Origin of the sequence: Glaciecola sp. 33A (assembly GCF_002836745.1) — a bacterium.
Lineage (GTDB): Bacteria > Pseudomonadota > Gammaproteobacteria > Enterobacterales > Alteromonadaceae > Glaciecola.
Map to the genome: position 1 here is coordinate 94,584 of NZ_PJAR01000040.1, position 14,575 is coordinate 109,158.

At 38.4% G+C, this 14,575-nt stretch carries 11 protein-coding genes and 2 pseudogenes; 6 read left to right on the plus strand and 7 right to left on the minus strand.

Features of this window, described 5'->3' with window-relative positions; genetic code table 11:
- Positions 1-54 precede the first annotated feature (54 nt).
- From tenA to CXF81_RS20695, 3 genes and pseudogenes are all read left to right on the plus strand, one after another.
- On the plus strand, positions 55-762 hold the full coding sequence (tenA, locus tag CXF81_RS10665; RefSeq protein ID WP_101181343.1) for a thiaminase II: 708 nt from the start codon (positions 55-57) through the stop codon (positions 760-762).
- A gap of 46 nt (positions 763-808) precedes the next feature.
- Entirely contained in the window at positions 809-2,254 is a 1,446-nt protein-coding gene (locus tag CXF81_RS10670; RefSeq protein WP_101181344.1) for a sodium:solute symporter, read from the plus strand.
- A gap of 750 nt (positions 2,255-3,004) precedes the next feature.
- Positions 3,005-3,985, plus strand: a pseudogene (locus CXF81_RS20695) (IS3 family transposase); the annotation flags it as partial.
- A gap of 64 nt (positions 3,986-4,049) precedes the next feature.
- On the opposite strand, the gene CXF81_RS10680 reads toward CXF81_RS20695, so the two are convergent.
- From CXF81_RS10680 to CXF81_RS10700, 5 genes are all read right to left on the minus strand, one after another.
- On the minus strand, positions 4,050-4,901 hold the full coding sequence (locus CXF81_RS10680; RefSeq protein WP_101181346.1) for a helix-turn-helix transcriptional regulator: 852 nt from the start codon (positions 4,899-4,901) through the stop codon (positions 4,050-4,052).
- Between the two features lie 118 nt (positions 4,902-5,019).
- Positions 5,020-6,405: a cytosine permease gene (locus CXF81_RS10685; RefSeq protein WP_101181347.1), complete on the minus strand. Its 1,386-nt coding sequence runs from the start codon at positions 6,403-6,405 to the stop codon at positions 5,020-5,022.
- A 22-nt stretch (positions 6,406-6,427) separates the two neighbouring features.
- A complete protein-coding gene (locus CXF81_RS10690; RefSeq protein ID WP_101181348.1) occupies positions 6,428-8,689 on the minus strand; it encodes a TonB-dependent receptor in 2,262 nt (753 codons plus the stop codon).
- 150 nt (positions 8,690-8,839) lie between these two features.
- On the minus strand, positions 8,840-9,496 hold the full coding sequence (locus tag CXF81_RS10695) for a cyclase family protein (RefSeq protein WP_101181349.1): 657 nt from the start codon (positions 9,494-9,496) through the stop codon (positions 8,840-8,842).
- A 703-nt stretch (positions 9,497-10,199) separates the two neighbouring features.
- Positions 10,200-11,347 (minus strand): IS3 family transposase gene (locus tag CXF81_RS10700; protein WP_101181350.1). Its coding sequence is split into 2 segments (ribosomal slippage): positions 10,200-11,101 and positions 11,101-11,347, totalling 1,149 coding nucleotides; the frame shifts between segments, so codons are not numbered across the junction.
- An 84-nt stretch (positions 11,348-11,431) separates the two neighbouring features.
- On the opposite strand from CXF81_RS10700, the pseudogene CXF81_RS20315 reads away from it, so the two are divergent.
- A pseudogene (locus CXF81_RS20315) lies at positions 11,432-11,744 on the plus strand (transposase); the annotation flags it as partial.
- A 208-nt stretch (positions 11,745-11,952) separates the two neighbouring features.
- Here CXF81_RS20315 and CXF81_RS10710 read toward each other — a convergent pair.
- Positions 11,953-12,780, minus strand: a complete 828-nt coding sequence (locus tag CXF81_RS10710; protein ID WP_101181352.1) for a hypothetical protein — start codon at positions 12,778-12,780, stop codon at positions 11,953-11,955.
- Positions 12,781-13,245: 465 nt separating this feature from the next.
- Between CXF81_RS10710 and CXF81_RS10715 the strand changes: the two genes are divergently transcribed.
- Together CXF81_RS10715 and CXF81_RS19890 are read left to right on the plus strand one after the other, a co-directional pair.
- Positions 13,246-13,509, plus strand: coding sequence for a hypothetical protein (locus tag CXF81_RS10715; RefSeq protein WP_101181353.1), 264 nt, complete (start codon positions 13,246-13,248; stop codon positions 13,507-13,509).
- A 151-nt stretch (positions 13,510-13,660) separates the two neighbouring features.
- A complete protein-coding gene (locus CXF81_RS19890) occupies positions 13,661-13,807 on the plus strand; it encodes a hypothetical protein (protein WP_157825551.1) in 147 nt (48 codons plus the stop codon).
- Between the two features lie 320 nt (positions 13,808-14,127).
- Here CXF81_RS19890 and CXF81_RS10720 read toward each other — a convergent pair whose 3' ends face one another.
- The gene (locus tag CXF81_RS10720) at positions 14,128-14,310 is read right to left on the minus strand and encodes a hypothetical protein (RefSeq protein WP_232771888.1); all 183 of its coding nucleotides are present in this window, start codon (positions 14,308-14,310) and stop codon (positions 14,128-14,130) included.
- Between the last annotated feature and the right edge of the window lie 265 nt (positions 14,311-14,575).

Below are 14,575 nucleotides of genomic sequence, written 5' to 3' on the forward strand. Positions count from 1 at the left end.
CACCTACAAATACGTAATTAAGATTTACCTTAACTTATACTGAGTGACTAAAATATGAAAAATTCAACACCAGATTTTATACCAAACTATGGCAAAACGTTTAGTTTAATGAGAGCGGGATGTTCCAAGCAATGGGGCCAATATATTAATCATGATTTTGTTAAAGGCTTAGCAGACGGGTCGTTGCCTCATAAGGCCTATTTGCATTATATGGTTCAAGATTATATGTATCTTGTGCATTATGCTCGTGCATGGGCGCTAGGTGTCGTTAAAAGCGAGTCAACAGAAGAAATGCGATTGTGTGCGTCCACGGTCGACTCGTTAATTAATCATGAATTTTCGTTACATATACAAACTTGTGCAGCGAATGGCATTGATGAGCAAAGCTTATTTAATGCAAAAGAAGAACTAGAAACCATTGCATACACACGTTACGTGCTTGATTCTGGACTTCAAGGTGATTTTCTTGATTTAATTTTGGCTTTAGCCCCTTGTGCATTTGGCTATGGCGAAATTGGATTGAAATTACAAAAACACTTGGGCGATGATCACCCTTACGAAAAATGGATCAGTACTTACTGTGGTACTAAATTTCAAGATGTATGTGTAGAAGTTGGAAAGCTGGTTGATTTAGCCGTGGCAACTAGAGTAGGGCAAGATCCTCAAAATAGTCCTCGTTGGAATAAGATGCAGGCCCGCTTCACAAAAGCTGTCGAACTCGAAGCCGAGTTCTGGGGAATGGGCCTTAAAGTATTAAATTGAGCCGATTTAGCACACCACAACGACCTATCCAAAACCAGAGGACTTTATGCAAAACACAATATCTTCAAACCACGCTATACTTTTTTTATCGTTATTTGCGTTGAGCTTTGCGATACTTGGTTTATGGTTGTCACGTGCCCAACCCAAAAACCTCGAAACATTTATTGTGGCACGCAATACTCAAAGTAGTCATGCCACTTGGCTTACGCTTGTTGCGACAACAATGGGGACATGGGTCCTATTTGGGCCTGCAGAATCCGCAGTGTGGGGCGGTATTGGTGCTATATTAGGCTACGCACTTGGGGTATTAATTCCATCGCTTGTATTGATACCTTTGGGAATTCGAATACGTAAAATTATGCCCAATGGACATACTCTTACAGAGTTTGTGTACGCGCGCTACGGTAAAACGATGTACGTGTTCGTTGTTAGCATTATGGTGTTTTATTTGTTTATTGGTTTAACCGCAGGCATGACCGGTATTGCACAGTTGGTCAATCTGGTTTCTTCCGTACCATTATGGATAACAGCAAGCATTGTTATGCTCTGCACGCTCACCTACACATTGTACGGAGGATTAAATGTTTCTATTTTGACCGACCGTCTGCAAATGATATTTATTCTGCCTTTTATTGCGTTAATAATCATACTTGCGTGGCAAGGAATAGGTGGAATGGAGCCTGTAATTAGTGGCTTAAAAGAAAATGCACCTCACCTTATTAATCCATTCGATAGTCAAGGTATCAAAACTGGTGTCACGTTTTTCTTAGCGGTAGCGTTAACAGGTTTGTTTTACCAAGGTACGTGGCAACGTATATTTGCTGCCAAAAACGATCGAGTAGTACGTAATGGTTTTATAATAAGCGCTTTAGTTAGTTTTCCAATTATATTTTGCTTGGGCTTATTCGGCTTAGCATTTGTGGGATTGTCGCTGCCCGGAGAAATTTCTACCGCCTTATTTAGTGTGCTGTTGGGCAACGCTTCATATTGGTTCTTAGTAGCCATGATTTTTTTCGGCTTAGCGTTGGTGATGAGTAGCGCAGATTCTACAATTAGTGCACTAAACAGCATGTTTATTGTTGATTTAAAACACGCTTTACCGAATATAAGTAACCATAAATTAATGCGTATATCGCTAGGGTTAATTGTGTTTATAAGTCTTATTGCCTTGCTTGTCGCATCACAAGGATACAGTATTTTGTATTTGTTTTTATTGGCCGACTTATTATGTTGTGCGGCTGCGTTTCCGGTTTTTATTGGATTTTACAATGCTAATTATAAAAATTATCAAGCCATTTTAAGTTTGGTCTCAGGGCTTGTAGCGGGTGCATATTATTTTCCAGCGCCAGGCGAAGCAGCCGACTATTTATTCGAATCATTTTTGTGGGCATCATTAACGCCGGTCATCGTTTCCCTTGTGCTAATGTTATTACCAAGCCGGACAGCCTTTAATTTTTCACAAATTAAAAATAAAGTACTAAGCTTTAGATAAGTGGAGGCAAATGATTACGTTTCGTAACTTGCTTAACAGCATCCATGTTCTCACATGACTATCTGTTACGGATCTCCTCTTAAGCGACTGACAGACTAAAGCTTGGGAGACAAGAATGGGACAACAAGGATGCTGAATTGATACTGTTGCATGATGAAGCTGATGGCCTCGTGAAGATGCTAACTGATAATGACGCCAATGGCTCAAAAAAACAACTTCTAGATACACCAGCATTATTACGATGGAAAATATAGGCAGTGATTGTTATGCTCCAGACGTTCTCAAAAAAATCCGCACGTTCTTTACGGGTATTTGTACGTTCCTGCTCTTCCGTTAAATCTGTAGACATTTTTCAATTTAAAGGTGTTGTAGTCAATTTAAATCATAAGTTTTCTAATAATCTACTTTTAAAGGTTGTTAACCAACATCAAATACGCCAGCTATGTCGCACCATCTGTCATTATGAGTAGTTTTTCGACTGACCGCTTTGGTTGCTTACAAGAGCGTAAAAACTAGTTTTCTTGAGCCAGAGCCACGACCACCGATTGCACATATTCCCCGCGAACATTTGAACGACTTATGACCCCTTTTGCCGTAGAGCCGACCGACAGAGATATATCGCAATAAGCAAAAAGCGGGAATGATCAGAACAAATAGTGTTTATCGAATTTGCTGAGGGCTGATCTTCCCCTAAATCTGTAGACATTTTTTACTTAGAAAGCGAAGTAAGGTAAAAAGTGTTATGAATAAAAATATCCTGATGAATTTAAGCAAGAAGCCGTTCGACAAGTCTTGGCTAAAGGCTTTTCGATACCAAGCGTGGCTAAGCGTTTAGGTATGTCTGATAAATCCTTGTATTACTGGGTCAGTAAAGCTAAAAAGCCGACCAGTCAGTCTGCTGAGCAAGAAGAAATACGTAAGCTGAAAGCGGAGTTAAAGCATGTCACAGAAGAGCGAAACATCCTAAAGGAAGCCGCTGTTGACTTGAATCCTCAGCCGTGTACTTTGCAAGCGAGTCAAACAAACGTACACGTTCATAAAATCCGGACTCCAAACTTATCGCGTCAGCACCATGTGCCGAGTGTTTACAGTAGTCCTCGCATCACTCATGAGTTACGCTATTCAGGTGAAACTTGTGGTGAAAACCGCGTAGCGAAGTTAATGAAACAAGCTAAGTTGAGAGCTAATATTGGCTACAAACGACGGTACTTTAAATCAGCTATACCATCGGTCATTGCTGATAATCATCTTCAACAGCAGTTTGTTGTATGCGAGCCTGATGAAGCATGGGTTGCGGACATCACATACATTAAAACATATGAAGGATGGCTTTATTTGGCAGTAGTAGTGGACTTGTTTTCACGAAAAGTGATTGGCTGGTCGATGCAATCAACGATGACGTCCGATATTGTAGTAAAAGCGATGATAATGACTATTTGGAGACGACCTGAAGCAACGGGTGTTGTGGTACACACTGACCAAGGCAGTCAGTATGCTAGCGGCGATTATAGAGACTTCTTAGCTGCTCATAATTTAAAACCCAGTATGAGTCGCCGAGGTCATTGTTTAGATAATGCTGTTGCGGAAAGCTTTTTCCATTCACTTAAAACAGAGTGAGTGAAGCGAAAAGTGTACGCAACGCGAAGTGATGCAACAAGTACTGTTTCTATATACAAATTTGCATGTTATTCAGCGTCTAAATATCGGTCAAGCTCTCTGGCCTTTAGATAACCTTGAGCTTGCTCTTTCTCAAGATTTTGCTCATCTGCTGGTGATACTGTTTCGCTGTCCAATATTACCCTAAACTATATTTAGGTACCTGCTTACTTATTAAGCTCTCAAGCGGATCTTCAGAACGACTTACCCTTCCAAGTTGCAAAGATTGTAGACATAACGAAAATAATTCTGACTGGGTTGTAATATCTAACTTCTGGTATATGTGTTTTCTGTGTATTTTAACCGTACTTGGTGAAATGTTGAGTTTATTTGCCAATGATTTAGACGAATGTCCATGCAATATACATTGAACTACTTCTTGCTCTCTTTTTGTTAAAATAGACTTGCCAAAAGCGTCAAAAATACTCTGATAAGCCATACTATCAGCTACAGCAGTGCTTGCTTTTGAGTTTGTCTCACATTTATGCCAATGCTCCTCGATTAAGTAGGTAATCATTGGACTAATTAATTCAAGCGTTTCACTGTCTTGCTTAGAGAACTGGTCGCCTAGAAGCTCTAAATAGAAGTCAACATAGCAATTGTTAATGCTAATAATGAAATCATACTCATCTGAAATACCAACAGGCTTGATGAAAGTCTTGTAATACTTACTATCCTGAAAGCAACTAGGGGCGATATCACTAAAACGATATAAACCAGTTTGCGCTCCCTTGGAAAGAAAACTATAACGTGGATCGAGTAAATAAAGACCCTCCAAGTAAAGTTCTATATACTTACGATACGTAGGAGTATGCCCGTCTTCATAAATGATAGTTACCTCGCAGCCGTTATAAAAAAAAACGCCCGAGCAGTCAATTTTAATCACTTGTTTTAATGTACTTGATAAAGTGGCATAAAATGAATCGCTGCCGACATCTTTTTGTAATTTGACCAGTAATTCATACCATTTTGCAATTTGAGTGTTAATCATTCAACTGCCCTATTAACTTATAACAGTACTGATACTATTGAATTTTATAAAAATAGTACAATGTTAATACCCAAAATTTCAAACTAACCTTATATAACTAAACGACTAATTCCTCTCATTACCCCAAATGAACGGATACTTCTTTTGTTTTCACCTGTTTCTTTAGTAACGTCATGCAAATTAAATAAGCAATAAATGAAAGACCAAACGTTGGAATAGTTACTCCTACCGGACTTTGAATAGAATAAGTTAATATTAAAGAGACGATAACACCTAGTGTCCATATTATAATTGCAGGAATATTAAAACCATTCTGATACCAATATCGGCCGCCGTATCCAAGCAAAATGTCATGATGATAACTTGATTTCTTAATTATATAATAATCTACAATCATGATGGCAAAAACGGGGATAAATAGTGTTCCAACTAAAGTTAAAAAAGAAGTGAATTGATCTAACATTGCTAGCCAACTAGAACCGATAATTGAAATAACACCCAAAACTAATGCTGTTGGCACAAATTTTATTTTCTTATTTGGTGTTATGTTTACAACAGAAGCAATCATGCCGTAAACCACCATGGTATTAGTCGCCATAACGGATAAAAATATGACTAAGGCAAAGGGTGCACCAAACGCAGCCACGATGGAAATAGGATCAAAGCTTTTTATTTCCGATCCTTGCAATGCAATGTAAGCAATCGCTGTTGCGCCCAAACTCATAGAAAGTATTGTTGATGCAATGTAACCTAAGCCTGAACCAACGATCCCTGCTTTTTGTGATTTTGCTAAGCGGTTAAATTCAGCAGATAATACCGTCCAAGAAATTGCTGTAGCGATAACTACATCGATTACTAACGAGGCATTCCAACCTAGTGCATTGTCCGTTTGTAAAAACATAAACTCGTCAACGGAATATGCAGTAAACGCCACTGAAAAAATATACATCATAATGATAAGAATCATCACTGCCAACCAAGGTTCGACCTTTGAAATACCCTCATGGCCAAAAATTGCCAAACCAACAACAAGTGTCTGACATAACACAGAAAATAACACTGGATTTGAAAACCCCGTGTATTGTTCGACTAGAAAATTAACGGTGACTCCAGCCAGTATTGCCTGAACCCAACACCAACCCATTAAAATTACGACATTGGCAATAGTGGTAAAAAATGATCCACGAAGGCCAAAGGCGCCTTTTGTTAGAGACATCGTCGCTAAACCAGTTCTGGTGCCCATATTACCAATTAAAACCAATACAATTGAACCTATAACAGTACCTATTGCAATTAAGGACAACGCAAGTTGCCAAGATACTCCTGGAACAAATAATGTTCCAGTGAGTAACGTTGTCACTACTAAGTTTGCCGCTAACCAAATCATGGCTATACGTCCCGTAGATAAAGTACCTTTAACCGGTCCGTACGCTTCACTTTTTTTCTCTGACACTGAATTATATTCCGGTAGTGGTGAGTTTAGTGGTGAACTTAGTTGTGACATCAACTAGTCCTTTTCTTAAACTTTAAAATGAGTACTTATAATCAATACCAAATGTTCTTGGCGCGCCACGAAAGAAAAATAAGCCATTCCAGTCAGCAGTTAAGTCTACAGAATAAGTTGCATACTCTTCGTCTGTTAAGTTTTTAACGTAAATACTTACTTTTTGATTTTCATCGTCAAACGAAAAATTTACACGCGCATTATGGATAGTATATCCAGGTTGGTCTAAACGATCATCATTGAATGGTTCAAAATATTGTGTTGAGACATAATTAGCATCGTAGTGCAGTTGTACCCAGAGCGAATCACTTTGCCATAGATCATAATTGAGCATCATATTTATATTTACTTTAGGTGCCGACGGTAATGTATTACCAGATAAGTCAGCCCCCGCATAATTCAGCTCTATATATTTCGCATCTAATAAACCAATACCCGCATTAATGGAAAGCTTTTCTGTCGCCTGAGTCGTTAGCTGTAGTTCCATGCCTTTTATTTCAGACTCACCCGCATTGAGTAAAGATTGTAATCCTGCGTCAAAAATAAGAAATTGTTGGTTTTCATAAGTATAGTTAAAGACTGCAGCATTTAATCGTGTCTGTCCATTTTGAAGTGTTGATTTAAAACCAAACTCCCAAGCTAATAATTCTTCAGGTTTCACAGAAGTAAACTCTTCTGGTGCAAAAGCAAAACCATTGAATGCACTGCCGCGATATCCGGTGCTGTATGAACCATATATCATTAGATCTTCATCGACAGTCCAATCTACGCCAATTTTACCCGATGTATTAGAATCATTAATTTTTTCATTTCGATCATCTAACCCCAAGCTACCAAGTAAAGGGCCATCGACAGTTTGCTCGAAACTATTTTCGGCTTCACCATACCATGAGCTGTAATCATCAACTTCAATACTATCACGTGTATGTCGGATACCTAGGGTAAGAGATACACTGTCCGTTAATTGGTAAGTACTATGAATATAGGCCGCTTCAGTTGTTCTCGTTTGTTCATAACTATTTGAGTAATAACAGCCAAAAAAGAAGGTATCTTCACAATTATTAGCTAACGGTTGTGTACCATCACCAAAATCCGCTAACCAACGATAGCGAGTAGCTCCGTCAGTTGTATCTTCGCTATAATACAAACCAGCAATAAAATCGAATGGGCCAGGAAAATCAGTTGATAATCTTAAGTCTTGAGTGAATTGATTAGTTCGAGCATAAAAGTCATCTTCAAGTAAATGATATGGACTACCATCAGGGTCTTCAGGAACAAAATATTCGCCGTCATCATAGGAGGTGATAGAAGTAATGGTGAAGTCGTCAATACCATAATTGATGGTCAAATTTGCACCAGTAAGATCGAATTCTTTTTCTTCAACTCGATTAGATTCAGTGTCATGAAAGCCTATATCTTTTCGACCATATCCCGTATTTCCTATGCCTATACCGCCATTTTCGACACCCTCATCAGCTTCAAGTAATAAGATACTTGAGTGATTTGCTCTACTACTACTATTGTGGAGCCTAAAAATCGCGTCTAGTCCGTCTGTTTGGTAGGCTAATGAGAAACGGATCGCACTTTCGTTTATTTGACTTGGATTTTCAGTATCTGGCAGCTTATTGTCGACAAAACCATCGTTTTCACTTGACGTGAATGCAAACCTAGCTCCCCAATTGTCAGATATTTCTGTATCAATCGCACCAGTGACAGTTTGGAACCCAAAATTCCCTAAACCTACATCAATATATCCACTGATGCCGTCCATTTGAGGTTTAGTGGTCATAATGTTTACCGCACCACCGGTCGTGTTCTTGCCATAAAGTGTCCCTTGAGGACCCAGCAACATCTCGATACGCTCTATATCAAAAAGTTGAACTCCTGCAGCGAGAGGTGTTGCACCCATATAAACTTCATCAACATATAAGGCAACCGCACCGCTACCATTAGGGCTATAGTCAGATTGTGTTACACCACGCATGCCTAATACCAATTGTGCATCGCCATTGCTGCCTAACATCTGGACGTTTGGAGCTTGAGATACGATTTCTTGGGTATTTCGCATTTTCATATTACTCAAATCGTCACGACCCAATGCAATAACACTAACGGGAACGGTTTGAATGTTTTGTACTTTCTTTTGAGCGGTTACTATTATTGTTTCAAGTACAAGGTTATTCTCAACGGTTGTTGAGCTTGTTTCTTCTACTGAAGATGCCGAAAATGAAAGGCTTGCGGCAACAAGACCCAGAGATATTGGGTTAAGCGGAAATGATTTCATTAAAATGATCCTCAGTGTTAAATAAACAAAATTTAAGTTTTTTTTTATTGTATTAGTTCAAAACTCTGTTTTGACCTTACGTATAGAACAGCATCTACATTCCATTTGGTATAGTCCCTAAGTACTATACTCAGATACAATAATGACTATCTATTCACTGAGTTGTATCGCGACAGCACGAACAGGGGAGCCATCACAGCCCTCTAAATTTAATGGCAAAATAGAAATGACAGGGTTTTCAAAAGTGATGTCTGAAAAGTTAGCTAAATTTTCTGCAATGATCCCATTCGCTTTCGCATAGAGTTCATGAACTGGGAAAGAGCTACCTCCCGTTTTATCCAAATTAATGGTGTCTATAGCAAGAGTTTTGATACCTTTACTTAATAAGTATTCAGCGCCCGTCTTTGATAGATATGGATGTTCAAAAAATTCTTTGGTTCCCTTTTTTTTATCCCAGCACGTTTTAAATAAAACCATATTACAGTTATCTATTTTATTGGCATGTGGAAGAATGTCTTCAAGTGTTATCTCTTCGTTACTAGTTTTGTGAGATACATCAATGACAAAGCCCGTCCCAAAACATAATGTTAGATCGATACTATCCACCGTTGTACCTTGGTTATCAAAGTGATAAGGCGCATCAATATGAGATCCAGTTTGACTCCCTAAGTGTAAATTAAAAAGGTTATAACCGTCGTTTTCTATGGTGGTGGCAATACTTATGTTCGGTTTAGGGTCGCCGGGGTAAATTGGCGTGTCAGAGTTTAACTTTAACGATAGGTCAACAATTTTGCGTAGTTTTATCATGGATAGCATCTTATTTTTCAATGAACGTTATCATTTTATTGAAACACAGCAATATTGGACTATGAATAGTCCATAAGAACTATTCGTTATAACCTGAATATAACGTTATCTTGATGACTATAACCGCGGTTGATTTGAATTAGCATAGTGATTTTGACTTTTTCTTATTGCAGTTTATCTTAACTTATTAACTATAAGCTAAAAATAGACTGTGTAGATATTTAGAATAACGAGGTATCAAAACAAGGAAGACGAATGAGAAATTTAACAGCATTGTTAATGGTAATTTTTAGTACTAGTACTTTTGCTTCTGATGAGAACTTTAATTGGCTAAATAGTACTTCAAACCAGAATTCAGCATTATGAGGCAGTTGTGATTATGTAAATACAAGTGACTTAAAGTGCAATCTTCGCCAATTAAATGTCATAAAAAAGGTTTCAGACGAAGATTCAATTAAAAACTTAATTTAAATCAGAAATTTAATTGATTATGGACTTAAAAGTCAAACCGCAGAAGCATTGATGGAAAGCGAATTTCCTGATTTTTGTACCGATCTGGCAAGTAGTGAGGTTGAAGTAGATGAGGGGACTTATTCAGTTTACAAAAAAATGTGTCAGGTAACTTCAAGAGAATCAATTATTGGAGCACTTTCTTATTAAGCCAAAATGGAGCTATTCACAGGTTTGAACTTCCCAGACTTCACTAGACAGTTTGTTGTTCCAAAAAATACGCTTCTTCGAATTTAGTAGGTGATACAACGCATGTGTGCGAATGACGCTTTTTTGGATTGTAAAACATTTCGATAAAATTAAATATCTCAGTCTTCGCTTCGTCCCTCATTGAAAATATCTTGTTTCTTAACACACGCTTTTTAAGTGTCCCAAAAAAGCTCTCGGCTACCGCATTATCATGACAATTGCCACGTCTGCTCATTGAGGGTATAAGGTTTTGTTCGTTCATGAATGCTAAGTAGTCGGCGCTACCATACTGACTACCTTGATCAGTGTGTACTAGCACTGATTGGCTTGGCCGCCGTTGATAAACCGCCATCAGTAACGCGTTAATCACCAATCGTTTATCCATATTTTTGTCCATTGACCAACCAACAACGCGGCGAGAAAATAAATCTATAACGATTGCCAAATACAAAAATCCCTCATAAGTGCGGATATACGTGATATCACTCACCCACGCAATATTAGGGGCATCAGGTGCAAAGTTACGGTCTAAAACGTTATCCGCAACATTTGAAAGCTTGCTGTCCTTCACATATTTTCGCTTGTAACCTATCTGCGCTACCAAGTTGTTTTGCCGCATAATTTTAGCGACACGATTGACACTACATATTTCGCCAGCCTCACGTAAGTCTTGGTGTATCCAAGGACTACCGTACGTTCCGCCACTGGCTTCGTAAAATTCATTAATACTCTCAAGTAAACGATTGTCTTCTATAGCACGATTACTCAACGGCTTTTTCAACCAGGTATAAAATCCACTACGATTAATTTTAAGCACTCGGCACATTGCTGACACAGAAAACGTTTGCTGGTTTTCGCGAATAAAGGCGTACTTTACTCTGGGTTGCTCGCAAAGTACCTTGCGGCTTTTTTTAATATGTCCCTTTCCTCCGTAACACGCTTTAATTCAGCTTCTAACTTCGCTATCCGAACCGAGTTATCAGATGATTGGCGCACTTCCTTCTTGCCGCTTAATTGACTACGCCAGTTGTATAATGATTTAGTCGTTATTCCGAGTCGCTCAGCGACTTCATTCACCGAATATCCGCGATCAGTCACCTGCTTGACGGCTTCAATCTTAAACTCTTCGGTATATCTTTTACCTTTGCTCATAAACACCTCTACTGTAAGTTACATTGTAACTGTTAAAAGTGTCTAGCAAAATCTGGGAAGTTCAATTTTACATTAGGCCCTTCGGAACAACCCATTGTGCACTCTGATCGGGGAGGACACTATCTCTGGCCAGGTTGGTTAGAAAGCATAGATAACGCCCGCTTGCCTCGCTCTATGTCTCGCAGAGGCTATTCACCTGACAATGCTGCTTGTGAAGCTTTTTTGGTCGCCTTAAGACTGAATTTTTTATCCCAGGGATTGGGGCAATCCAACACTCGAGCATTTAATGGCGGAAATCGACAATTATATAAAATGGTATAATCTGAAACGCATTAAGATATCACTTGGAGCGAAAAGCCCAATAGAGTATCGTTTGAGTTTAGGTTATTCGGTATAAATCAGTCCAAGAAATTGGCCGCATCCTCCGTGGTTCAGTTTTACCTGCAAATTAACAATAAGCCAGTAGTTCGTGTAAAATCCATCCATTCAATATTATTTTCAGTGTCTAACGCCCCATCCGCTGGGGCAATTAAACCCGTATTAGATAAAAACTTGATGTTATTAGTATAATGAATGCTGTAAATAGTTTCATTAAAATCCCTTTTCTAATACTTTGTAATTGATCTCTTACATTTTAAGTGTTGCTGGCTAACAGCAAAAACAAGAAACATAATAAATAAAAAAAGCGTAGTGGGTTCGTCAACATGCACGCTATCTTTAACGAGAAACGAACCAAATGTTGGATATTTTTGTTGTCTACCACCAAATGTACCCGCTGAAATGTAGTCTCCCATGCCGGTGCGGTCTATAGCACCGTTTCCACGGGCTGTTGAAACCTGACTAACAAAAAAGGTTGGTGCATCATCGTTATTGCTAAATCCTGTTAAATTTTGGTCATCATTGAAATGTCCACCAACATTCCAATATCCTTCACTTATGCCCAATCTTTCATACAAATCAGGATTTTCTTCAATAACATAGATACCGAATGTATCTCTAAAATATGGGTATAACGCATCCACCGCGCCCTCCCACTCAGGTATTTGGAAAGTATCATTTGGGTCGCTAAATTCCATATTAAAATCTACTGGACCGCCCATAAAAATAGTAGTCAGATCAATGATATCAGCGGATGAAGCTAATCTCCATCCATTGAATTTTTGTCCTAGCTGTGTTAATTCCAGTATTTCACTAAATGAATGATTTGTGGTGAAGTTCAACGGTAACCATTCTATATCCATACCACTTACGAGAATCGATTTACCGTTAATTATATTGCCGTTTCCGTTCTCGTATGAGTATTGATTTTCGGAAAAACTGAGAACATTCCGATCCACAAAAGGAATGATAGGTTCGGAAGATGAAACGAGTGTAGCGTTGGCTATATAAGTCATACTGACAGACAACAAAACTATCAATAATCCAGCTCTCATAAAAACGTCCTGTACATTTTGAGTTATTTTCAGGATATTACAGGCAATCAATAATCAAATCAAACAGGTTGAAGCCCCCTGCCTTACAAATACCCAATATTGTATCTAAAGTCATTTCAATCTGAAAACATAAACGTCTCTTGATCGCTCGAAGGAGACTGTCCAGGGCTCTTCAGTCAATTGGCGCTTTTAGGTCTCACTTTGCTTTGCTGAAAATTTGTAAGCCATTAATCTAATTATTGAAAATATTCTTCACATCCTATTTAGTGGGGAGGACAAAAGTCGCGTTAAAGTCAGCTCTTCTTTTACTTTTTGTGAACGAAGTGAATTTGTGATGAACAGAGTAAAAACACTCAATTAAATCAGAAGGTAAGGGCTAAAACTCAAGGCGATTAAAATCAAATCGGGTAATCACATATACGAAATGCTCGATAATAAGTGTTATATGCCTTTCAAGGATGATTTGTGAAACCTGCTCTTTATCAATTATTAATCGTTATTTTGGTGTTTTTTGCATTAGCTTTAGCTATTCCGCCAATACCTTCTTTAGAAGTAGGTCACGGTTATGATGCTTTCCCGAATCCTAGTTTATTTATTGGCTTAGCCTTAATCGCTTTATCAGCCTTTGTAAGTATTAAAACTTTAAATTTTCCTAAATTCTTTTGGGGTCTTTCGGGTGTAGGTTATGTTTTATTTTCTTTAGCAATTTATGCTAGAGTTTGGTGGTAATGGCATATAATATTAAGCGACAATATCCTTGACCAGTCGTATTGCCTCATTAAAAAAACAAACTATCGGCCTAAGGTATAGATAAGCGGTACCTAGAACATTTATTCAGGGGACTGAAGTTCAAGGCAAGTATTCGTCAGTCAAGGGGCTATTGGAACGACTTAAGAACATTAATACTACCGTTCCCTTTGATGCTGATATTGTTTCTGGAGATGATTGGAATTTTCAGGAAATACAAGATATCGCTGAAGTAAATGGTGAGCTAATAATTAAGTTATCCAAACCAGTAATGGATTAAAATTGAAATCGATGAAAATAACAAAATTATGAATTAACATTATTGACTCTCTTAGGCTTGTATAATAAGACGTAGAGCTATAAGTCATACTTTTCACCGAGGTTAAGTTTGAAACTGTAAATTAATGTTTGAAAACTCACACAACTGAATTAACCCCGATTTTGGCCGGGTTTGTGCCAATACCTGCTGTTGGTCAGTGACACTGTTAGCAGATCGGAGACATTCATCTGGAACCCATATCTTTAGCCATTGGAAACAATATACATTCATTCTTTTACTCTTCGTGGCATTGCTTTTCTAATACCAGCTAAAATTTGGCTTCATCCAATTCGATTTTTCCAAATTGCACCATCCACATTAACATCGTAGCAATCTATACGATCCGTTTTGTATAGTTCGAGTTTGTGAACAATAGGCCCACCGCTGTCAAAATCTGTTATCTCAATCACTCGCCTGAGCTTTGGAATTTCCCAAACTGGCTGATGGTCAACATTCTGCTCCAAATGTGATTCCGTTTTCACTTCACTAGTGTATGATTTAGATAATTTTTTTGATATTTACTGGTGCGTGGATACATAGCTTTCTCCTACCTTGCCAGGTAAGTATAGCTTGTAAGGTCGCACTAATAAGCGTTATGTGTGCGAGGTAGCGTAAAGGATTTCTGACTCATCAAGTATAAAAGTAGGCAAAAGTGGCTCTGTTAGGTGGCATCTAACATCCCATCGACCAGGCATAGTGTGCTGGAACGTCATGGTACTAGGCGGTTTT

Coding starts and splice junctions, on each gene's coding strand:
- tenA (WP_101181343.1), top strand. CDS start 55: ATGAAAAATTCAACACCAGATTTTATACCAAACTATGGCAAAACGTTT.
- CXF81_RS10670 (WP_101181344.1), top strand. CDS start 809: ATGCAAAACACAATATCTTCAAACCACGCTATACTTTTTTTATCGTTA.
- CXF81_RS10680 (WP_101181346.1), bottom strand. CDS start 4,901: ATGATTAACACTCAAATTGCAAAATGGTATGAATTACTGGTCAAATTA.
- CXF81_RS10685 (WP_101181347.1), bottom strand. CDS start 6,405: ATGTCACAACTAAGTTCACCACTAAACTCACCACTACCGGAATATAAT.
- CXF81_RS10690 (WP_101181348.1), bottom strand. CDS start 8,689: ATGAAATCATTTCCGCTTAACCCAATATCTCTGGGTCTTGTTGCCGCA.
- CXF81_RS10695 (WP_101181349.1), bottom strand. CDS start 9,496: ATGATAAAACTACGCAAAATTGTTGACCTATCGTTAAAGTTAAACTCT.
- CXF81_RS10710 (WP_101181352.1), bottom strand. CDS start 12,780: ATGAGAGCTGGATTATTGATAGTTTTGTTGTCTGTCAGTATGACTTAT.